Here is a 21,735-nt window from a genome sequence, read left to right as displayed (position 1 = left end):
TGGGACATCTGCTTCAAACACATCGATCGAGCACGTCGCCTGCGGCGATGACTCAGGGTTCCACTACTTGCACTACGGGAATCAGCGACGGGTCGGCCGGTGCCTTCTTGCCGCGCTTGGCGCGCTTGTTCTTCAGGATCAGCGGCGGGCACTTGTTTTCGTTGTGATAAGTCATCTGGCAGTCCAGGCAGTAATGGCACTCGTTGTGGTTGATGTGCCCATCCGGGTGGATGGCCTGGATCTCGCATTCCTTGGCGCATAGCTGGCAGGGGCTGCCGCATTCCGGGCGGCGCTTGAGCCAGTCGAACAGCCGGACCTTGCTGCTGATCGACAGCGCCGCACCCAGCGGGCAGACGTAGCGGCAGTACACCTTGCGGGTGAAGATGTTGATTACCAGCAGGAACACCGCATAGGCGACGAACCACCACTGGCGGTCGAACTTGAGGGTGATGGCGGTCTTGAACGGCTCAACCTCGGCGGCCTTCTCGGCCATCATCATCGACTCGAGGGAGATGCCGAACAGCACCAGCAGGACGATGTACTTGATCGCCCAGAGCCGCTCGTGCACGGCGAAGGGCAGCTCGTACTGCGGAACTTTCAGCTTGCGTGCGGCCTCGTTGATCAGCTCCTGCAGCGCACCGAACGGGCACAGCCAGCCGCAGAAGACGCCGCGGCCCCAGAGCAGGATGCTGGCGGCGGTGAAGGTCCAGATGATGAAAATCACCGGATCGGAGAGGAACAGCTCCCAGCGGAAGTCCTGGAACAGCGCATGGACGAAGGTCAGCACGTTGACGACCGACAGCTGCCCGAGCGCGTACCAACCGATGAACACCACGGTGAACACCAGGTAGCCGCGGCGCAGCCAGTGCAGGAACTGCGGCTTCTGGGTGAACTTGTCCTGCAGGAACAGGATGACCGTCAGCAGGCCGAGAGCCGCGAGAATGACGCCGATCTGAAAGGTCTTCTGGTACCAGATGTTGACCCACATCGGCCGGTTGGCTTCCTCGATCGCTGCCAGCTCCTCGGCGGTGGGCTGCGGCCGTTCGATGTAGTCGTCGAGCATCTGGTAAGGCAGCTCGAAGCTGGTGAACATGCCGCTGACCGGCCCGATCTGCCGGCGCACCAGCAGCTCCAGTACCCAGGGCGAACCCGGATCGAAGCGCGCCGCCTCACGGACGATGAAGATCGCCATCTCGCTGAAGCGCGGTGCGCCGTCGATGTAGATATCGTTGAGTCGCTGGAAGTCGAGATCGCGGAAACTGATGATGTCGCCGAACTGGCGCAGCTGCACCCGATCGAAGATGCCACCGCGCACGTAGCCCGACCCCTTGAATGAATACTCACCGCTGCCCAGCACGGCGATGGCATGCTCGCCGGGCTTGAGCTCTTCCATCAGGAAGCGGTACTGGTTTTCGCCCAGCAGGTTGCGGCCGATGGTTGGCGGGTTCAGTTCTGTTACGAAGAGATCGATGAAGGTGTCGTTGGCGGTTTCCGGGGAAGCTTCGTCGATACCTTCGGCCTCGGTCCCCTTGAAGGCTTCGTCGATCTGCCCGCGGGTCAGATGCAGCCGGCGAATCGCGCCACTACCGGTCAACTCGGTCCAGTCAGCCGGCTGGAAAACGTCATGGCGAACCGTGGCAGGCTTTGGACGCGCAGTGTTACCCGCCTCGATCAACCCCAACGAAACCGCCACCTCATGCGCGGCGCGCATCACCACCTCGTTGACCACCATCACCGTCACGGTAGCGCCGGTCACCGCATCGATGGTCACCGCGTTGCTGTCGCTGGAACGGCCGACGACCACGCGCTGATCAGCCTTGATGCCCTCGTACTTGGCGTTGAAATCGTGGAGTTTCTGCTCGGGAATACCGATCAGCAGGATCGGCTCGTGGTGCTCCAGCACATAGGCGTCGCGGATCACGCCCTGCGGATCGAGCAGTACCTGCATGTTGATCGGCTTGCCGGAATAGGCCGGAATCTTGGTGACGTTGATGCTCTGGAAGGCGTAGCCGACGACCTCGTCGCCCTTGCGCAGCGTACGAACCTGATAGTCGCCATCAGGCTCGGAAATGCTCGCACCGGGGAAGAACTGCTCGATGCGCTGTCGCTCGACTTCGTATTCCTTGGCCTGCAGCGGTAATGTGCAGACGCTCAGGATCAGCAGAATGACAAAGCCCTTGGCCCAGGTACTGAACGTACCGGCCAGCGGCCAGATTTCACGGGAAGCCATCGAGTTACCTGCTTGTACAGTTGGCGTAAGCGGATGGTAGGTGAGCGCCTACATGCCTCCCCTTGATTGCAATCAAGGACTCCCCCGGCGGCCGTTTTCGTTGTCCCATGTCAATGAACACCATGACCATGAACAAAGACGTTGTTATGACCAGCCTAGGTCAGCAGCAGGGGGACGCAAGCTTGCGCACCAAAATGGAGCGCGCAGGAGCAGAGAAAAGCCGCGCAACGCAGGCGTCGCGCGGCTGGCAACAGTCGACTATCAGTGGCGTCCGGGCGGGGTGAGATAAGCCGCGGTGGCACCGCGCGTGGCTTCACTGGCCTTGATTTCCATCTTCGCGATGCTGCGCAAATGCACCTGGTCCGGACCATCGGCGAAGCGCAGCGCGCGGCCGCCGGTCCACATGTCAGCCAGCGGCGTATCCGGTGTCAGCCCCATCGCACCGTAGACCTGGATGGCGCGGTCCACCACGTTGATGTGCATGCGTGGCACCAGCGCCTTGATCATGGAGATCTCCTTGCGCGCCGCCTTGGCACCGACCTCGTCGATCATCCAGGCGGTCTTGAGCACCAGCAGTCGCGCCTGCTCGATCTCGATGCGCGATTCGGCGATCCAGTCGGCGACATTGGAATACTGCTGCAGGTACCGGCCGAACGCCTTGCGCTCCTGGCAGCGCTCGACCATCAGCTCCAGCGCCAGCTCGGCCATGCCGATCGAACGCATGCAGTGGTGGATACGCCCAGGTCCAAGCCGCGCCTGGGCCATCATGAAGCCGTCGCCCTCTTTGCCGAGCAGGTTGCTCGCCGGTACCCGCACATTGCGCAGCAGCAATTCGCTGTGGCCTTCGGGGGCGATGTGGTTCATCACCGGGATGTTGCGCACCAGCTCGACACCGGGCGTGTCGAACGGCACCAGGATCATGCTCTGCTGCTGATGGGTCTCGGCATCCGGGTCGGTCTTGCCCATGACGATCAGGAGCTTGCAGTTGGGGTGCGAGGCGTTGGTGATGAACCACTTGCGCCCGTTGATCACGTAGTCGTCGCCATCGCGGCGAATCAGCGTCTGGATGTTGGTGGCGTCGGAGGACGGCACGTCCGGTTCGGTCATGGCGAAGGCCGAGCGGATCTCGCCTTCGAGCAGCGGTGCGAGCCAGCGCTGGCGCTGCTCGGGGGTGGCGAACATGTGCAGCAGCTCCATGTTGCCGGTGTCCGGTGCGTTGCAGTTGAACACTTCGGAGGCCCAGTGCACGCGGCCCATGATCTCCGCCAGCGGCGCGTATTCGAGATTACTCAGGCCCATGCCCGGCTCGTCTTCGCCGAGCGAAGGCAGGAACAGGTTCCACAGCCCTTCGGATCGCGCCAGCGCCTTGAGGTCGTCCATGAACGACACCGGATATTGGCCAGCGGCGACCTCCGCATGCCAGGCGCCGATGCGCGGCACGATGTGCTCGTCCATGAAGTTGCGCAGTTGCAGGCGCAGCGCCTCGACGCGTGGGCTATAGGCGAAATCCATGGGGCAACCTCTACTGATCGGAAACGATGCAGCCACCATAGACCCCGCTGCCGCTAAAGCAACGAGGCTGCGGTGACTGAATCAGGCCCGATAAGCACGAAACGAAGCGCCAGCCGAATTGACCTTGGTCATGACTGCGACTGACAAAGCTGGTATGCGCGCGTCACCAGTGCAGGTAGAACATGCCCTTGGCCAGCAGCACGATGCCGATCATCTGCAGCAAGATCGCCCAGTGTAGGGCACGGTAGCGCGCCGGCGTCATATGCCCCTTGCGCAGCAGGATCGCCACCAGGCCGAAGGTGAAGAACACGCCGATCGCCAGAACAATCTTCAGCGTCAGCTGAGTGGCGAAGCTGCTCGCAAACGGATCGGCCAATGCCTGCCGGTGATACCAGCCGAGGCCGATACCCGCCCCATAGACGAACAGCACCACCCAGTGCAGCACCACCCGCGAACGGGCGCCGACGGCGCGCTCCACCAGCGGCATGGTCTGCTCGCCGATCTGCTGGCGGATGCGGCCGAGGATCATCACCTCGAAGAACAGCGTACCGATGAAGAAGATCGCGGCCAGCAGATGCACCACGTGCAGAACGGAATAACTCATCAGCGCCTCCTCAGTGACAATCAGCCGCGATCATCCCCCAACAACCCGCTGCGGGACTACCTGCGCGCCGTCATTTCGCCGCCGCGGTGATCTGCGGGCCGTCACGCTCGATGTGCTGCCCCTGCAGAAAGCGGTCATCGGACGTACGAATGCGCGCGACGCTGCCATCCTCGCGCTTGACCACATACAGCGTCTGCTCGAGCCCGACAGCCTGGTGGGCGCCCTGCCCGACCAGATAGCCGATGCCGCCGCCAACCAGCGCGCCGACCGGACCGCCCGCCGCGGCACCAAGCATGAAGCCGCTGAGTCCGCCGAAACCGCCGCCGACCGCGCGATCCTCGTGCACTTCGAGAACTTCATCTGCGCTGGCCAGACCACTTGCCAGAATCGCTGCTGCCGCCATCAGAACCGTTGCTTTTTTCATGTCACGCCCCTATCGAGTAATGAGTTGCACCCACTCTCCTTTTCACGAAGCGTGCCTGATATTTAAGCCAATAAAATCAACTAGATAAATCAACAAGGGTTAATATAACCACATGACTGATAGTAATTTATACCCATGCAAAAGTTATTTTTACCCTGACACATCAGTATTTTGTACCTAGACTTCAGCGCAGGTCTGCGGAGGTATGGATGATTCAGTGCAAACGCGCGTACGAACCGGCAATGCCGGCGGACGGCCAGCGGATACTGGTCGACCGCCTGTGGCCAAGAGGTTGCCGCAAGGACAGCCTGGCGCTGCAGACATGGTTGCCGGACCTGGCGCCCTCCACAGCCCTGCGCAAGGCATTCAAGGGCGGCGCGATCAGCTACCCGGAATTTCGCCAGCGCTATCGGCACGAACTGGCCGCCCACCCCGAACACTGGTGGGCGCTACTGGAGGTGGCCGGGGGCGGCACGCTGACACTGATCTACGCCGCGCAGGACGAGCGTCAGAACAATGCTCGAGTGCTGGCCGAATGGCTGGAGGAGGAAATCGAGCGATTGGAACTCCCCAGCTCGCCGGCCTGCCTGGCTGGCGAGTTGGGCAGAAGGATCAACGGCGACGGTTGACCGTCATGGCGGCACGGATCAGATCGGCGCCGATTTCCGCTTCGTAGCTTTTCCACACCGGCAGCATCTGATCACGCCAGGCCTGGCGCTCTTCCGGCGTGAGGGTGATCAGCTGGCTGCTGCCGCTGGCAAGAATGCGCTCACGATCGCGCCGGTTCACCGCGGCGGCCTCACGATTCACTGCCTGGGTCACCTCGAGAATGATGCCCTCCAGCTCCGAGCGTACCGCGAAGGGCATGCTCAACCAGAAATCGTTGTTGGTGATCAGCATGTAGTCCAGCACACCGTGATTGGTCTCGGTGATGTACGGCTGAACGCTGTGCATGTTCTGGCTGAGAATGTTCGACCAGGGATTCTCCGCGCCCTGAACCACGCCACTCTTGAGCGATTCGTAGACCTTGGCGAACGGCAGCACGACGGACTTGGCACCGACCGCCGCGAACTGCGCTTCAAGCACCGGCGAAGGCTGGATGCGGAACGCCAGGCCACTGGCATCGCTCGGCTTGCGCAGCGCGGTCGTTGCGGAAAGCTGCTTCAGGCCGTTGTTCCAGTAGGCCAGCCCATAGACGCCATGATCGGCCATGGAACGCAGCAGCTGACGCGCCGCCTCACGCTTCTGGAAGCGCTGTAGCGCCTCGGCATCATCGAACAGGAACGGCAGATCAAACACCTGCAGCTTCTTGGTATAGGGCGCGAACTTCGACATCGACGGCGCCAGCAGCTGGACCTTGTTGTCGAACAGCGCCTGCATTTCCTCGGCATCGCCCACCAGGGTCGAGTTCGGATAGACCTCGACCGTAACCTTGCCGGCCATCCGCTGTTCGACCAGTTGCTTGAACAGCAACGCACCCTTGCCCTTGGGCGTATCGTCCGCCACCACGTGGGCGAACTTGATGACGATCGGCTCACCGTCGGCGGCCATTGCCGGGACACTCAACCAATACAGGGCTGCGACCAGCGCAGCGACACAAGACTTGTACATCCAACCCCCAATGGGAAAAGCTCGAAGGCGCCTCGTGAGCACCGTCCGAGTGGTTAGTCGATATGGGTTTGAAAGGCCCGACTGGCGCGGAGCGCCAACGAACTTTTTCTGAGGTTGGCCCGTTCGACGCGCTTGCCGCAGTCGTCGTGGACCTTTCCTGGAATCGAGCTGCGGCAGATGCGGCGCAAAGGCCGTCCGCAGCTATACGAAAGTCTTAGTGAACGCCGCAGATGGCACAAGGCCAGAAAGTGCGACTAGTTCTCAATTCGATACCTTGGCGGCATACACACGCGCCGCCGCGAACCTGCGCAGGCTCATGGCGGGGCGATGACAAGCCAGGTTGCGGCTCCTGAACCGGAGCCGACGACCTCAGCGGCGATTGACGGTCAGCGCCGCACGCAGGATATCGCTGCCGATCTGCGCCTCGAACGACTTCCACACCGGCTGCATTTTCGCGCGCCAGGCCTGACGTTGCTCTGCCGTCAGGGTGACCAGCGTCGCGCTGCCGCTGGCCAGTATCTGCTCGCGCTCTCGCTCGTTGATCGAAGCCGCCTCGGCGTTCACCGTCTGGGTGACCTCCAGCACGATGTTCTCCAGCTCCGAACGCACGGCGAAGGGAATGCTGGTCCAGAACTCGGAGTTGGCGACCAGCATGTAATTGAGCACGCCATGGTTGGTCTCGGTGACGTAGCTCGGCTTGCCGGCGGCGCTCTGCCCGCGGATGTTCGACCAGGGTCCTTCGGTGCCCTGCACCGTGCCACTCTGCATCGCCTTGGACACCTCGGAGAACGGCAGGCGCACGGCCTTGGCATCCAGCGCAGCGAACTGCGCCTCGAGCACCGGCGATGGCTGGATACGGAACGCCAGGCCCGCCGCATCGGCCGGGCTGCGCAGCGGCTGAGTGGCCGAAAGCTGCTTGAGGCCATTGTTCCAGTAGGCCAGGCCGTAAATGCCACGGTCAGCCATCGAGCGCAACAGCTCGCGGCTGGTTTCACGCTTCTGGAAACGCGCGACAGCTGCCTCGTCATCGAACAGGAACGGCAGGTCGAATACTTCGAGCTTCGGCGAATACTCGATGAACTTGGACAGCGAGGGCGCAAGCATTTGCACCTTGTTGTCCAGCAGCGCCTGCATCTCTTCCGCATCACCTACCAGCGTCGAGTTCGGGTAGACCTCGACGTCTACCTGACCGGCCAGACGTTCGCGCACCAGCTTCTGAAACAGCAGGGCGCCCTTGCCCTTCGGCGTGTCGTCACCGACCACGTGGGCAAACTTGATGACGATGGGTTCCGCGGCTAGAGCCACGACTGGCGAGAGCAACAGAAACAGCGCCGCACAGGGCGCAACAACCAGAGACTTGAACACTTTTACCCCCACGGGAAATAAGCTCGGCACGGCGCCTCGTGAGCTCCGGTCGAGTGGTTTTTGCGATTGGATGTGGTTCAGCCCGCGCCGGGTGAGGCGCTGCTGAGAGTTGTAGCGAGGGATCAACGCACGGCGAACGAAGTCGCAGGCTGATCTTTATTGGAATGGCGGTGACCAAACAGTACCGACTGGATATGCCCGGTCACCAAGCCGCGCAGTGTTGGCCATCAGCCGCTCTGGCACAAGGGCTGAAGGTCCGACCAGCTCTCAAAACCGAACATTGCATCCAGCACCAGCTGGCGAACTTTATCCTCTCCGCGGGCTTCTACAGGCATCGAACCGCGATTGGCCCGTGCAATGACCGACTACCAGGCGACCCCACACACCACCGTGACCGACTGCCTTATCGTCGGCGGCGGACCCGCCGGCTTGACCGCGGCGCTGTACCTGGCGCGCTTCCGGCGCAGCTGCCTGGTGGTGGATGCCGGCTCGAGCCGGGCATCGTGGATACCGCGCTCGCGCAACTACCCCGGTTTTCCGCCGGGCATCACCGGCAACGACCTGCTGGCAAGGCTGCGCGAGCAGGCCAGCGGCTATGGCGCCCGCCTTGAACAAGGTCGAGTGGAGCACATCGAACCGCATGTCGAGGGATTCAGCGTGCGCTATGACGATCGCATCTGCATCACGCGGCGGATCATCCTCGCTACCGGCATCGAGGACAGGTTGCCAGACATGCCCGACGTCGAGCACGCCATCGCCGACGGCAAGGTGCGTCTCTGCGCGATCTGCGATGGCTACGAGGTCGACGGCGACAATGTTGCGGTCTATGGCGAAGCGGAGACCGCCATCAGCCATGCCGTATTCCTGCGCACCTTCACCGATCGGGTCACCGTCGTGGTACATGGCGAGCAGGACGCCTGCGATCAGGCCATCGCCCTTGCCGAGCATTACGCCATTCGCGTGATTGGCGACCGCGTCGAATCCCTGCACCCCTGCGAAACCGGCATCGAACTGCTGACCTGTCGCGGCGAACGTCATCACTTCGACATCATCTACCCCAGCCTCGGCGCGCGCTTTCGTTCCGAACTCGCCATGCAGCTCGGCCTGGATTGCGATGAATGCGGCGGCGTGAACGTGGACGAGCACCTGCAGACTTCCCTGCGCGGGCTGTACGCGATCGGCGACGTGACCATGGGGCTGAAGCAGATCAGTGTGGCCATCGGCCAGGCCGCGCAGGCCGCGACTGCGGTGCACAACAGCCTGGAAGCCAACCCCTGGGGCGGTTCGGTGGCTGCTCGGGAGTAGCGGCGGACCGCGTAGAAAGCGGTCCTGGCGAGCCGGATTGGCAAATGCACCGCAAGCGATCAAGGCAACATCCGTGGGCCACGGAAGGTCTAGGCTTAGACAAGCCTTGCAGCGGAGCACCTCATGTCACTCAGCGTTTTCGACCTGTTCAAGATCGGCATCGGCCCGTCCAGCTCGCACACGGTCGGGCCGATGCGCGCAGCATTGCGCTTTGCCGAGGGCCTGCGCGAAGAGGGACTGCTCAGCGCCACCGACCGTCTCAAGATCGAGCTGTACGGTTCGCTCGGCGCCACCGGCAAGGGCCATGGCAGCGACAAGGCCGTGCTGCTTGGGCTCGAAGGTGAGCTGCCGGAGCGCGTGGACACCGCAAGCATTCCCCAGCGCATGGCAGCGATGCGTGAATCCCACGAGCTGCACCTGCTCGGCGAGAGGGCCATTCGCTTCGATATCGGCAACGATCTACAATTCATCCGCAAGCCACTGGCCTTCCACCCCAACGGCATGATCTTCCGTGCCCTCGATGCCGCCGGCCTGCAACTACGTAGCCGCGAATACTACTCGGTGGGCGGTGGTTTCGTGATCGACGAGCAGGCCGCAGGCGCCGACCGCATCGTCGAGGACGCCACCACACTGCCCTACCCCTTCCACAGCGCCGCCGAGCTGCTGGAACACAGCACGTCGCACGGGCTTTCCATCAGCCAGCTGATGCTGGCCAACGAAGCGGCCTGGCGCCCGGAGGCCGAAACCCGCAGCGGCCTGTTGCGCATCTGGCAGGTGATGCAGGACTGCGTCGATGCCGGCTGCCGTACCGAAGGCGTGATGCCCGGCGGGCTCAAGGTGCGCCGGCGCGCAGCGGGACTGTACCGCCAGCTCAGCGAACACCCCGAGGCCAACCTGCGCGATGCGCTCAACGTGCTCGACTGGGTGGACCTCTATGCGCTGGCGGTCAACGAGGAAAACGCCAGCGGCGGTCGCGTGGTCACCGCCCCTACCAATGGTGCGGCCGGCATCATTCCGGCGCTGCTGCACTACTACATCCGCTTCGTGCCAGGCGCCGACGAGGACGGCGTGGTGCGCTTCCTGCTCACCGCCGCCGCCATCGGCATTCTCTACAAGGAAAACGCCTCGATTTCCGGCGCCGAAGTCGGCTGCCAGGGCGAGGTCGGTGTGGCCTGCTCGATGGCTGCCGGCGCGCTGTGCGAAGTGCTCGGCGGCACACCGCAGCAGGTGGAGAACGCCGCCGAGATCGGCATGGAACACAACCTCGGCCTGACCTGCGATCCGGTCGGCGGGCTGGTGCAGGTGCCCTGCATCGAGCGCAACGCCATGGGCGCGGTAAAGGCCATCAACGCCGCGCGCATGGCCCTGCGCGGCGACGGCAGCCACTTCATCTCGCTGGACAAGGTCATCCGCACCATGCGCCAGACCGGCGCCGACATGAAGAGCAAGTACAAGGAAACCGCTCGCGGCGGGCTGGCGGTGAACATCATCGAGTGCTGACAGGTCTGGCATATGACAGCCACGAGCCAGCAGGCAATCGTGATCGCAAAACCCTTATCATCCGTTCCGCAGCGCCGGAATTCCTCATGGAATTCCGTGAGCCGTAGTGCTGTCTCCCCCGTCTGAGCCAACAAGAAAAAGAGGAGCCCATGACTAGCAACCCGGAGACTTCCATGCCGACCAACCGGCGTTCGGTACGGAGCAAGCTGAATTTCCCTGTGGTTGGCATTGGCGCCTCGGCTGGCGGCATCAAGGCCCTGCTGACATTTTTCGAGCAGCTGCCGGACGACTGTTCGATGGCCTTCGTGGTCATCATGCATCTGTCGCCCAAGCACGAAAGCAACATCGACAAGATCCTCGCCAACGTCACCGGCTTGCCGGTGCGGCAGGTCGACCAGACGGTGTCCATCGAGCGCGGGAACATTTACGTGATCCCGCCAGGCATGGATCTATCGATGAACGGAGGCGACCTGCACCTGCAGGAGCCCACCCGCGAGCGCGGTGCCCAGGTCGTCATCGACCTGTTCTTTCGCGCCCTGGCCGAAGCTCACCGCACCCACGCGATCGGCGTCGTGCTGTCCGGCAGCGGCGCGGATGGGTCGGTCGGGCTGTCGCGCATCAAGGAGCTAGGCGGCATCACTCTGGCGCAGAGTCCGGAGGACGCCGAATACGACTCCATGCCGCTCAGCGCAATAGACACCGGCATGGTCGACATCGTGTTGCCCGCCGGCGAAATGCCGCAGCGTCTGATGGAGTTGGGGCGCAACATCGAAGCGCTGGCCGCAAGCCGCGAGCCCTTAGCGGCCATAGACGAGACCGAGCAGGCAGGGCTCGACGACGACCTGAGCGAAGATGCCCGAGCAGTGACCCGGTCCAAGTCCAATGAAACGGCCCTGCGCGAGATCCTCGCCGCCCTTCGCAGCCGGACCGGCCATGATTTCCGCCACTACAAGCAGGCCACCGTGCTGCGGCGCATCGAGCGCCGCATGCAGGTCAACGCGCTGCGGGACATGCCCAGTTACGCCGCCCACCTGGAACAACACCCGGAAGAAACGCCCGAGCTGCTGGCCGACATGCTGATCGGCGTGACCAACTTCTTCCGCGACCGTGAAGCCTTCGAGGCACTTGAACGCGACATCGTGCCGGCGCTGTTCGAGAGCAAGGTCGATTCGGAGGACAGGTCCCTGCGTATCTGGTCCGCTGCCTGCTCGACCGGCGAGGAGGCCTATTCACTGGGCATGCTGTTCTACGACGAGGCGAACCAGAGCGGTGCCGAAGGCGGCATCCACCTGCAACTGTTCGCCACCGACATCGACGAAGGGTCACTGCAGACGGCCCGCGCCGGCGTCTATTCCGAGGCCATCGTCACCGATGTACCGCCGAGCCGGTTGCGCCAGTACTTCGTCAAGGAACAGAACCATTTCCGCATACAGAAGGATCTGCGCGAACGCATCCTGTTTGCCCGCCACGACATTCTGCGAGACCCGCCGTTCTCTCGGCTCGACCTGATCGTCTGCCGCAACCTGATGATCTACCTCGACCGGGACATTCAGATCGAAGTGCTGCGCATGTTCCACTTCGCCCTCAACCCGGGCGGCTATCTGTTTCTCGGCAGTTCCGAGACGGCCGACGCCTGTAGCCAGCTGTTCGAGCCGGTCGACAAGCGAAATCGCATCTACCGCGCCAAGAATGTCGGCTCAGGGCTGCGGCGTACCCTGGGCAACCCCTTCCAGACCCTGACCAGCGGCCCCGACGGCACCATACAGCCGATCCAACCAAGCAAACGCAACCGCAAGTTCTCCTTTGCCGATCTGCACCAACGCGCGCTCGAGCAATACGCGCCGCCTAGCGTGATCATCGATCAGAAGGCCGAGATCGTGCACATGTCCGACCGCGCCGGAAATTTCCTGCGCTATGTCGGCGGCGAGCCCTCGCTGAACCTGACCACCCTGGTGCATCCGCAGCTACGCCTCGAGCTGCGCACAGCCATCTACCAGGCCACCCATACCGGCAAGAGCGTCGAGGCGCGGCGCGTGCGGCTCGACCGCGAAGGCCAGCAGTCCTTCGTCAACATGGTGGTGCGCCCCTTCCGCGACGACCAGGCCGGCAGCGATTACATGCTGGTGATCTTCGATGAAGTCGAAGACTGCCTGGACGGTGAGACGCCAGAGCTGCCAGCGGCCAAGGACAACGTACTGCTGCAGCTCGAAGCCGAATTGCAGCAAACCAAGGAACAGCTGCAGCTGACCATGGAGCATTCGGAAACCTCGACCGAAGAGCTGCGCGCGTCCAACGAAGAGCTGCAGGCGATCAACGAGGAGCTGCGCTCGGCCAGCGAAGAGCTGGAGACCAGCAAGGAGGAGCTGCAGTCGATCAACGAAGAGCTCACCACCGTCAACGACGAGCTCAAGACCAAGGTCGACGAGACCAGCAAGATCAACGACGACCTGCAGAACCTGATCACCTCGACCGACATCGCTACCCTCTTCGTCGACCGCAAGATGCGCATCAAGTGGTTCACCCCACGCACCCGCGACCTCTTCAACGTGATCGCCAACGACGCCGGGCGACCGCTGATGGACATCACCCATCGCCTGGATTACCCGCAGCTGCATGACGATGCCGTCGAAGCATTCAAAGCCTTGCATCTGGTGGAGCGCGAGATTCCCACCCTTGACGGCGACCGCTGGTACCTGGCCCGCCTGCTGCCGTACCGGACGCTGGATGACCGCATCAAGGGTGCCGTGCTGACCTTTATCGACATCACTGGCCGCCGACGCGCCGAGGAACAGGTCAGGGCTGGTGAAGCCCATATGAAACAGCTGGCACAGAGCACCAAGGGCTACGCCATCATCACCCTTGACTGCGACGGTTTGATCACCACCTGGAACCTGGGCGCCGAACACATCTTCGGCTACCGCGAGCAGGAAGTGATCGGACGCTGCATCGACCTCATCTACACCGAGGCGGACCGTGAACTCGGCGTGCCGGAAGCCGAGCGCAAACAAGCCTTGGAGCATGGCCAGGCGACCAACGAGCGCTGGCACCTGCGGCGCGACGGCAGCCAGTGCTTCTTCAGCGGGCTGGTCAATCCGCTGGTGGATAACCAAGGCAATGTCACGGGTTTTGCCAAGATTGCCCGCGACATCACCGAGGATCGTCAGCGCAGCAATCTGCAGCAGAACGAGCTGAAGTCCATCCAGGCCGCGAGCCAGCAAAAGGACCAGTTCTTCGCCGTGCTTTCCCATGAGCTGAAGCACCCGCTGAACCTCATTCAGCTCAACACCGACCTCATCGCCCGCTCCCAGGCGGCAAAGAACATTCCGAGCCTGAAAAAGGCCACGACGGCCATCCAGAACGCGGTGCGCAGCCAGTCGCGGATCATCGACGACCTGATGGACGTCTCGCGTATCCGCACCGGCAAGCTCAAACTCAACTTCGTGACGTTGCACTACCAGGACGTACTGCGTGGCATCGAAGCGGTGTTCCGCCCCCTGGCCCAGGCCGAAGACGTCGCCTTCGAAACGTGCATACCGGACCAGCCGGTGTTCATCCACGCCGACCCGACGCGCCTGGATCAGATCATCTGGAACCTGCTGAACAACGCCTGGAAATTCACCAAGGGCGGCGAGCGCATCTGCATGCAGTTCGAACGCGAGGGCGACCAGGTGCGGCTGGATGTGATCGACACCGGTGAGGGCATCTCCGCCGAGTTTCTGCCCAAGGTCTTCGACATGTTCGGTCAGGCCGACATGCATCATGCCCAGCGCTCCAAGCATGGACTGGGCATCGGCCTGGCATTGGTCAAGCAGCTGGTCGAGGCGCATAACGGGCGTATCGAAGCCTATTCCGAAGGCCCCGGCCGCGGTGCGCGCTTCAGCGTCTGGCTACCGATTCACCTGCAGACCGAAATGGAACTCAACGAGCTGCGCAATGGCACTGAGCTGGGTGGCCTGACTGGCGTCCGGATTCTGCTGGTGGACGACTCGCCAGACATTCTGGAAACCATGTGCGAACTGCTGGAAAGCGAAGGCGCCGCCGTCACCACCGCCGACGGCGGCGTTCAAGGCATCGAGCTGGCAGAGCAGAGCCCGTTCGACGTGATCGTTTCCGACATCGGCATGCCGGATATCGACGGCTACAAGATGATGTCCATCATCCGAGGTCGGGGCGCCAACATGCAGACACCGAGCATCGCACTGACCGGCTACGGCACTCTGAGCGACGTGGAAAAAGCCAAGGCCGCCGGCTTCACCCTGCACCTGCGCAAGCCGATCGACCTGCAGGCGCTGATCGATGCGGTGAGTCAGGCCGTGCGCTGATCCGACCCGCAGTAGCAAGAGCGGTTGATGGCTGGTCGATGGTCGATGGTCGATGGCCCCATGCTTTCCATGGAAGCGCTCAGGATCAAAAGGTGCCTGGCTCCGAGGCAGCCTACGGCTGCATTCGCCGCGGGCGCGCGCCTCCCACTAGCTACGCGTCGTCATGCAGGCGTTCGTAGGAGGGCCGACCCCGGTGCGAAGCTTTTCAGTGCAGCGACGACGATCTGATGGTTCCCACGCTCCCGCATGGGCGCGGTCAGCATCAGAGTTAGCTGGCCTGCGGAGGCAAGCCTATGGCTGCATTCGCCGCGGGGGCGCGCCTCCTACTACTCTGTGCGTCCTCATGCAGGCGCTCGTGGGAGGGCCGACCTCGGCGCGAAGCTTTATGAATACGATGCCCAGAGGCCTCACCGCTCCTCCTTGCCCACCCCATGCTCGCGCAGTTTGTTGGCGATGGTGGTGTGCGACACGCCGAGCCGCTTGCCCAGCTGGCGGCTGCTCGGGAACTGCTTGTACAGCCCTTCCAGCACCGCCTTCTCGAAGCGCCCGACGATGCTCGCCAGATCGCCCTCCAGCGAAAAATCACCCAGCGGCTGCGCCGCGCCGTAGCCCGGCAGGCGGATGTGCTCGGGCTTGATGGTGCCGCCTTCGCAGAGCGAAACCGCCTGGAACAGGGTGTTCTCCAACTGCCGCACGTTGCCCGGCCAGTGATAGCCGGCCAGCCACTCCAGTGCCTGCGGCGAAAGCGTCGGCAGCGGGCAGCCGATCTGCCGGCTGGCCTGATCGATGAAGTGCAGCGCCAGCGGCTGCAGGCCGTCCAGGCAATCGCGCAGCGGCGGGATATGCAGCGACAGCACGTTGAGGCGGTGATAGAGGTCCTGGCGAAACTGCCCGCTGGCGCAGAGTTCAGACAGATCCAGCTGGGTCGCGCAGATCACCCGCACATCGAGATAGACCTCTTCGTCGCTGCCGACTCGACGGAAGCCACCGTCCTGCAGAAAGCGCAGCAGCTTAGCCTGCAGCCGCGGGCTCATCTCGCCGACGCCATCGAGAAACAGCGTGCCGCCGGCGGTCAGCTCCAGCAGGCCGAGCTTGCCCTCCGGCCGCGCGCCCTCGAAGGCGCCGGGGCCGTAGCCGAACAGCTCGGTCTCGGCCATCGACTCCGGCAGGCCCGCGCAGTTGAGCGCCATGAACGGTGACTGCCCGCGCGGACTGGACAGGTGACAGGCGCGCGCCAAAAGCTCCTTGCCGGTGCCAGTCTCGCCTTCGATCAGCAGCGGCGCATCCAGCGGTGCCATGCGTCGCGCTTCGCGCACCACCGCGGCCATCACTTTCGAGCTCTGGAAAATGCTGTCGAAGCCGCGCAGCTCCTGTTTGCGCACCTGGTAGATGCGTTCACCCACCCGGTCGGCGCGATGCAGGGTCAGTACCGCGCCGGCCAGTGCCTCGCTGTCGTCGTGTTCGGATTGCAGCGGCGCGATGTCGGCGAGGAAGACATCGCCCTTGATCTTCACCCGCAGACCATTGATCCGCGCCTTGTTGGCGCGCACCAGCTCCGGCAGGTCAAAGTCCTCGGCGTAGCGCGACAGGCTCATGCCCGGCACCTCGTCGACGCGCACGCCGAGCAGCTGCGCGGCGGAACGGTTGGCGGCAACGATGGCACCGCTCATATCGATGGAGAGCACGGGAAATTCCAGTGCGCCGAGCAGTGCATTGAGTTCCAGGGAATGCCGCTCGCTGGGCATCAGGCTGACCTTGCGCAGCTCGAACACGCCCGGCAACGCCTCGATCTTCGGCCGCAGCGCCTGCAGCTGCAGGTTCATCAGGTTGGGACAGTGCAGGTAAATGGCATTGCCCTGCTCGCCCCCCACCTCTCCACGGGCGACGTTGATGCCGTAGTCGACCAGCAGGTTGAGCATGTCGCGCAGGATGCCGACGCGGTTCTGGCAAAGAATCTTGATACGCATGGCGGAGCCCTGTTGTTTTGTTGTGGGGCCGACGGCGCTTCGGTCGAGCGCCGCAAATTTCCGTCAAGATTATTTGCCAGATAAGCCGCTTGGCAATGCCGCCGATCCGGCCACTGACGAAAACGTCAGACTTTCCTTACAGACAACACTAGGCAAGGTGCGACATCGCGCCACAGCGGGACTCGCCGACGGTACGTCTTCGCGTTCGAATGAGGGCAACAACAATATGCCCAAGCGGCCAGGAGTACCGATGAAGACGACCCACTACGGCGAACCGGACGCGCAGGGGCACATTCATTACCCGGACGCCGAACACGCGGTGTGGCAGACGCTGGTCGAGCGGCAGCTGAAGCTGCTCGAAGGACGCGCCTGCCAGGAATACCTCGACGGCCTCGACCAGCTCGCCCTGCCCCGCGAGCGCATCCCGCAGCTCGGCGAGATCAACCGCGTGCTGGAGGCAACCACCGGTTGGCAGGTCGAGCGCGTACCGGCGCTTATCCCCTTCCAGCGCTTCTTCGAGCTGCTGGCGAGCAAGCGCTTCCCGGTCGCGACCTTTATTCGCACCCCGCAAGAACTGGACTACCTGCAGGAGCCGGACATCTTTCACGAGATCTTCGGTCACTGCCCGCTGCTGACCAACCCGTGGTTCGCCGAATTCACCCACACCTACGGCCAGCTCGGCTTGAAGGCCAGCAAGGAGGAACGGGTGTTTCTCGCACGGCTGTACTGGATGACCGTCGAGTTCGGCCTGGTGGAAACCCCGGCCGGGCTGCGCATCTATGGCGGCGGCATCCTCTCGTCGCCGAAGGAAACGCTCTACAGCCTGTCCGACGAGCCGGAGCGGCAGCCGTTCGATGCCATGGAAGCCATGCGCACCCCCTATCGCATCGACATTCTGCAGCCGCTGTACTTCGTCCTGCCGGACCTCAAGCAGCTGTTCGACCTGGCCCAGCGGGACATCATGGCCATGGTGCGCGAGGCCATGCGCCTGGGCCTGCACCAGCCGAAGTTTCCGCCGAAGGCGGCGTAGGGTGGAAAACCGCAAAGCGTTTTCCACGCGCCGGTTCGGCTGCCAATAAGCCGTAGGGTGGATGACGCCGAGGCTCGTCCACCGACCGCGACCCGATCTCTCGACAGCGTGGCGGGCCGCACCCGACGCGTGGACAAGCCTGCGGCGTTGTCCACCCTACGCTTTCCATTCACCTAGGCTTTCCCAACCACTTTCACCCAACAGATCAAAAGGACCACCACCATGACCGCCCTCGCCCAAGCCCAGTGCGAAGCCTGCCGCGCCGATGCGCCCAAGGTATCCGATGAAGAACTGGCCGAGCTGATCCGCGAAATCCCCGACTGGAACATCGAAACGCGCGGCGACCACATGGAGCTGGAGCGTGTCTTCCTGTTCCGCAACTTCCGCCACGCCCTGGCCTTTACCAACGCAGTCGGCGCCATCGCCGAGGAGGTCGGCCACCATCCCGCCCTGCTCACCGAGTGGGGCAAGGTCACCGTCACCTGGTGGAGCCACGAGATGCGCGGCCTGCACCGCAACGACTTCATCATGGCCGCCCGCACCGACCAGCTCGCCGCCAGCGCGGAGGGCCGCAAGTAATGCATTTCGGCCAGATTCCCCGCGTGCCCGGCGATCCGATCCTCGGCCTGATGGACCTGTATCGCGCCGACACCAACCCGGCCAAGCTCGACCTGGGCGTCGGCGTATACAAGGACGCCCAGGGCCTGACGCCGATCCCGCGCGCGGTGAAGCTGGCCGAGCAGCGCCTGGTGGACAGTGAGCAGACCAAGAGCTACATCGGCGGTCACGGCGACGCGCAGTTCGGCGCCCTCTTGCTGCGTCAGGTGCTCGGCAGCCGCGCCATTGCCCTCGGCGAGCAGCGTGCCGGTTGCACCCAAGCGCCGGGCGGCACCGGCGCGCTGCGCCTGGCCGGCGAGTTCATCGCCAAATGCCTGCCAGGGCGCAGCATCTGGCTGAGCGATCCCACCTGGCCGATCCACGAAACCCTGTTCGCCGCCGCCGGCCTGCGCGTGCAGCACTACCCCTACGTCGGTGCCGACAACCGCCTCGATGTCGACGGCATGCTCGCCACGCTGCAACAGGTGCCGCCCGGTGACGTGGTACTGCTGCACGCCTGCTGCCACAACCCCACCGGCTTCGACCTGAATCACGACGACTGGCTGCGGGTGCTCGAGGTGGTGCGCGCGCGCGAATTGCTGCCGCTGTTCGACTTCGCCTACCAGGGCTTCGGCGACGGACTGGAAGAGGACGCCTGGGCAGTACGGCTGTTCGCCGAAACGCTGCCGGAAATGCTCATCACCAGCTCCTGCTCGAAGAACTTCGGCCTCTACCGCGAGCGTACCGGCGCGCTGATCGCCGTCACCAGCGATGCCGAGCGCCTGCTCGATGTGCGCAGCCAGCTCGCTTCACTGGCCCGCAACCTCTGGTCGACACCGCCGGCTCACGGCGCCGCGGTGGTGGCGACGATCCTCGGCGACGAGCCGCTGCGGCAGATCTGGCAGGACGAGGTCGAGCGCATGCGCCGACGCATCGCCAGCTTGCGTCAGGGGCTGGTCGAGGCGCTGACGCCCTACGGGCTGGCCGAGCGCTTTGCGCATATCGCCCAGCAGCGCGGGATGTTCTCCTACACCGGCCTTACCGCCGAGCAGGTACGTCGGCTGCGCGCCGAGGATTCGGTGTATCTGGTGGAAAGCGGTCGGGCCAACGTTGCCGGACTGGATGCCGAGCGCCTGGATGCGCTGGCCAAGGCCATCGCACGGGTGGTTTCGAACTAAGCGAGGTGCGCGCCGGTGACGCCGCTTCTGGCGACGCCGCCGGGTACGCCGGAGCGAGGAGACAGTCGCGCGGCTCGTGACCACGCAGCTGGCTGCCGTAGCAGCGCCGGCACAGTAGCGCCGCAAGCTTTCAGCCGGCTTTCAACGCGCGCCCACGCTGCCTATGCTGAGCGATAGTCACCCTCCTGATTGCCGCCATGCCTGACTCCGCTACCACCCGCCAACAGCTCGCCGCTCTGCACCAACAGGGCTTCGTCCTGCTGCCTGCGGTGATCGATCCGCCAACGATCACGGAACTGCGTGAAGCCATCGACCGCCTCGAACCCATCCACTGGGATTACCTGGGCCTGGTCGACGATCACTACAAGTGCGTCTTCAATCGTTCGCCGTTCTGGCTGCGCTTTCTCGACCTGCCGGGGGTGATCGAACTGGCCGAGGCGGCACTCGGCGCGGACTGCCACATCATCGGCCAGACCGCCTGGCGCAGCCGCCCGGGCTTTATCGGCGGCGAGCTGCATGCCGACTACCTGGCCATGGAGCTGCCGGAAAGCCTGCTCGCCGATCCCGCCTTCGAAGTGCCGATGCAGATCTGCACCGCGCACCTGTACCTGGACGACATCGACGCCGGCCTCTGCCCGACCCTGGTGATCCCCGGCAGCCACCGCGCCGGGCGCAAACCGCAGCCGGGCGAAACCCAGTGGCACGGCCGCGCGGCCGAGCCCGTGCTGTGCAAGGCCGGCGACATGCTGCTGTTTCGCAGCGACCTCTGGCACGCGGGCAGCCGCAACCGCAGCGCCGAGCGCAGCCGCTACCTGCTGCAGATCCACTACGGCCGACGCATGGTGGCGCAGAAGTTCTCGCCCTACCTGCACTTCAGCTTCAATCCCGAGGTGCTGGCCGCCGCCACACCGCGCCAACGCCGCCTGCTCGGTGAGCACGAGGCGGCCGAATACGACTGAAACCCCTGGCATCGAACCTGCATCGATCGAGACCCGCCGCGCCCGTGCGGCCATTGACTCGCATTCGCCAGATGAGGATTTGCCATGATCAGCAGTCGTGAACAGGTCACCCAGATGATCGTCTCCGCCAAGGTGCGCAAGGGCTTGAAGTGGGCGCATGTCGCCGAAAGCATCGGCATGTCCAAGGAGTGGACCACCGCCGGCTGCCTCGGCCAGATGGCCTTCGACAAGGCCCAGGCCGAAACCCTAGGGCAGCTCTTCGAACTCTCCGACGAGGCCGTAGCCTGGCTGCAGATCGCGCCCTACAAGGGCTCGCTGCCCACCGCGGTGCCGAGCGACCCGCTGATCTACCGCTGGTACGAGCTGGTCAACGTCTACGGCACCACCATCAAGGAGCTGATCCACGAGGAATTCGGTGACGGCATCATGAGCGCCATCGACTTCTCCATGGATATCCAGCGCCAGAGCGACCCCAAGGGCGATCGCGTCAACGTGGTGCTGTCCGGCAAGTTCCTGCCCTACAAGAGCTACTGAGGGTCAGCGGGTGCGGATCTCCCCGCGCGCCAGGCTTTCCACGTTATTGCCCAGCGGATCGGCGGCTGTCAGGTCCGCACCACGCTCGCGCAGCGCCTCGAGCAATGCCTCGCGCTGGAACAGCGCCGCGTACATCGCCGCAGTCTGGCCAGCGGCATTGCGCTGATTCGGATCGCACTCGGTGGCCAGCAGGCGTTTGGCGATGCCGAGTTCGCCCTTGAAGATGGCACCGAGCAGCGCCGTATTACCGCGCTTGTCTTCGGAGCAGGCATCGGCACCAGCGGCGAGCAGGCGCTCCACCGCCTCGCTGTGGCCGTTGTAGGCCGCCAGGATGAGGGCGGTGTAGCCCTTGTCGTCGGCGCTGTTCAGGTCGTAACCGGCCTGGATGAATTCGTCGAGAATCTCGTTATCGCCGAAGCGCGCCGCATTGAAGAAGTAGTCGCGCAACTGCTGCTGCACCGCCTCGGGCGTGTCCGCCGCGTTCGTCAGCGGGCCATCAGCGGCCAGGGCGGCCCCGCTGCCCAACAGCAGCGCTGCCATCAGCAAAAGACCTTTCATGTTCTCTCCACCTAAAAAAAGACCCGGGCCATCGCCCGA

Annotated in this window: 17 protein-coding genes; 9 read left to right on the top strand and 8 right to left on the bottom strand. The window is 63.8% G+C overall.

The features are described from left to right. Positions 1-52: 52 nt before the first annotated feature. The 4 genes from nosR to UIB01_RS03440 all read right to left on the bottom strand — a co-directional run bounded on the left by nosR (position 53) and on the right by UIB01_RS03440 (position 4,770). The gene (gene nosR / locus UIB01_RS03455) at positions 53-2,230 is read right to left on the bottom strand and encodes a transcriptional regulator NosR (protein WP_038656901.1); all 2,178 of its coding nucleotides are present in this window, start codon (positions 2,228-2,230) and stop codon (positions 53-55) included. 261 nt (positions 2,231-2,491) lie between these two features. Further along, the gene (locus UIB01_RS03450; protein WP_038656899.1) at positions 2,492-3,742 is read right to left on the bottom strand and encodes an acyl-CoA dehydrogenase family protein; all 1,251 of its coding nucleotides are present in this window, start codon (positions 3,740-3,742) and stop codon (positions 2,492-2,494) included. A gap of 163 nt (positions 3,743-3,905) precedes the next feature. Continuing rightward, positions 3,906-4,346, bottom strand: coding sequence for a CopD family copper resistance protein (locus UIB01_RS03445; protein ID WP_038656897.1), 441 nt, complete (start codon positions 4,344-4,346; stop codon positions 3,906-3,908). Positions 4,347-4,416: 70 nt separating this feature from the next. After that, positions 4,417-4,770 carry a hypothetical protein gene (locus UIB01_RS03440; protein WP_038656895.1) on the bottom strand — a complete coding sequence of 118 codons (354 nt, stop codon included), beginning with the start codon at positions 4,768-4,770 and terminating at the stop codon, positions 4,417-4,419. A 209-nt stretch (positions 4,771-4,979) separates the two neighbouring features. Between UIB01_RS03440 and UIB01_RS03435 the strand changes: the two genes are divergently transcribed. Beyond that, a complete protein-coding gene (locus tag UIB01_RS03435; protein ID WP_038656893.1) occupies positions 4,980-5,399 on the top strand; it encodes a DUF488 domain-containing protein in 420 nt (139 codons plus the stop codon). On the opposite strand, the gene UIB01_RS03430 is transcribed toward UIB01_RS03435, so the two are convergent. Together UIB01_RS03430 and UIB01_RS03425 are read right to left on the bottom strand one after the other, a co-directional pair. Next, positions 5,383-6,381, bottom strand: a complete 999-nt coding sequence (locus UIB01_RS03430) for a TRAP transporter substrate-binding protein (protein ID WP_196247249.1) — start codon at positions 6,379-6,381, stop codon at positions 5,383-5,385. The two genes, UIB01_RS03435 and UIB01_RS03430, sit on opposite strands and share 17 nt — an antisense overlap. Before the next feature lie 369 nt (positions 6,382-6,750). Beyond that, positions 6,751-7,746 carry a TRAP transporter substrate-binding protein gene (locus UIB01_RS03425; RefSeq protein WP_038665367.1) on the bottom strand — a complete coding sequence of 332 codons (996 nt, stop codon included), beginning with the start codon at positions 7,744-7,746 and terminating at the stop codon, positions 6,751-6,753. 357 nt (positions 7,747-8,103) lie between these two features. Here UIB01_RS03425 and UIB01_RS03420 point away from each other — a divergent pair, with 357 nt between their 5' ends. The 3 genes from UIB01_RS03420 to UIB01_RS03410 all read left to right on the top strand — a co-directional run bounded on the left by UIB01_RS03420 (position 8,104) and on the right by UIB01_RS03410 (position 14,873). Further along, positions 8,104-9,051 carry an NAD(P)/FAD-dependent oxidoreductase gene (locus UIB01_RS03420; protein WP_038656889.1) on the top strand — a complete coding sequence of 316 codons (948 nt, stop codon included), beginning with the start codon at positions 8,104-8,106 and terminating at the stop codon, positions 9,049-9,051. Positions 9,052-9,174: 123 nt separating this feature from the next. After that, positions 9,175-10,551: an L-serine ammonia-lyase gene (locus UIB01_RS03415; protein WP_038656887.1), complete on the top strand. Its 1,377-nt coding sequence runs from the start codon at positions 9,175-9,177 to the stop codon at positions 10,549-10,551. Positions 10,552-10,700: 149 nt separating this feature from the next. Beyond that, positions 10,701-14,873 carry a CheR family methyltransferase gene (locus tag UIB01_RS03410; protein WP_038656886.1) on the top strand — a complete coding sequence of 1,391 codons (4,173 nt, stop codon included), beginning with the start codon at positions 10,701-10,703 and terminating at the stop codon, positions 14,871-14,873. A 407-nt stretch (positions 14,874-15,280) separates the two neighbouring features. Here the strand turns inward: UIB01_RS03410 and UIB01_RS03405 are convergent, their stop codons facing one another. Next, entirely contained in the window at positions 15,281-16,840 is a 1,560-nt protein-coding gene (locus UIB01_RS03405; protein ID WP_038656884.1) for a sigma-54-dependent phenylalanine hydroxylase transcriptional regulator PhhR, read from the bottom strand. Positions 16,841-17,090: 250 nt separating this feature from the next. Between UIB01_RS03405 and phhA the strand changes: the two genes are divergently transcribed. The 5 genes from phhA (at position 17,091) to cynS (ending at position 21,138) form a co-directional block, all read left to right on the top strand. Continuing rightward, positions 17,091-17,870, top strand: a complete 780-nt coding sequence (phhA, locus tag UIB01_RS03400; RefSeq protein WP_038656882.1) for a phenylalanine 4-monooxygenase — start codon at positions 17,091-17,093, stop codon at positions 17,868-17,870. A gap of 222 nt (positions 17,871-18,092) precedes the next feature. Further along, positions 18,093-18,449, top strand: coding sequence for a 4a-hydroxytetrahydrobiopterin dehydratase (locus UIB01_RS03395; protein WP_003279993.1), 357 nt, complete (start codon positions 18,093-18,095; stop codon positions 18,447-18,449). Then, the gene (locus UIB01_RS03390; RefSeq protein WP_038656878.1) at positions 18,449-19,645 is read left to right on the top strand and encodes an amino acid aminotransferase; all 1,197 of its coding nucleotides are present in this window, start codon (positions 18,449-18,451) and stop codon (positions 19,643-19,645) included. The genes UIB01_RS03395 and UIB01_RS03390 overlap by 1 nt, the downstream gene beginning before the upstream one ends. A 197-nt stretch (positions 19,646-19,842) precedes the next feature. Next, entirely contained in the window at positions 19,843-20,604 is a 762-nt protein-coding gene (locus UIB01_RS03385) for a phytanoyl-CoA dioxygenase family protein (protein WP_038656876.1), read from the top strand. An 84-nt stretch (positions 20,605-20,688) separates the two neighbouring features. After that, entirely contained in the window at positions 20,689-21,138 is a 450-nt protein-coding gene (gene cynS / locus UIB01_RS03380; protein ID WP_023445038.1) for a cyanase, read from the top strand. A 3-nt stretch (positions 21,139-21,141) separates the two neighbouring features. On the opposite strand, the gene UIB01_RS03375 is transcribed toward cynS, so the two are convergent. Continuing rightward, positions 21,142-21,696 carry an ankyrin repeat domain-containing protein gene (locus UIB01_RS03375; RefSeq protein ID WP_038656873.1) on the bottom strand — a complete coding sequence of 185 codons (555 nt, stop codon included), beginning with the start codon at positions 21,694-21,696 and terminating at the stop codon, positions 21,142-21,144. Positions 21,697-21,735: the final 39 nt, after the last annotated feature.

Origin of the sequence: Stutzerimonas decontaminans, from assembly GCF_000661915.1 — a bacterium.
Lineage (GTDB): Bacteria > Pseudomonadota > Gammaproteobacteria > Pseudomonadales > Pseudomonadaceae > Stutzerimonas > Stutzerimonas decontaminans.
Note: the sequence above shows the minus strand (reverse complement) of the source record. Positions and strands in the feature narration are given on the sequence as shown.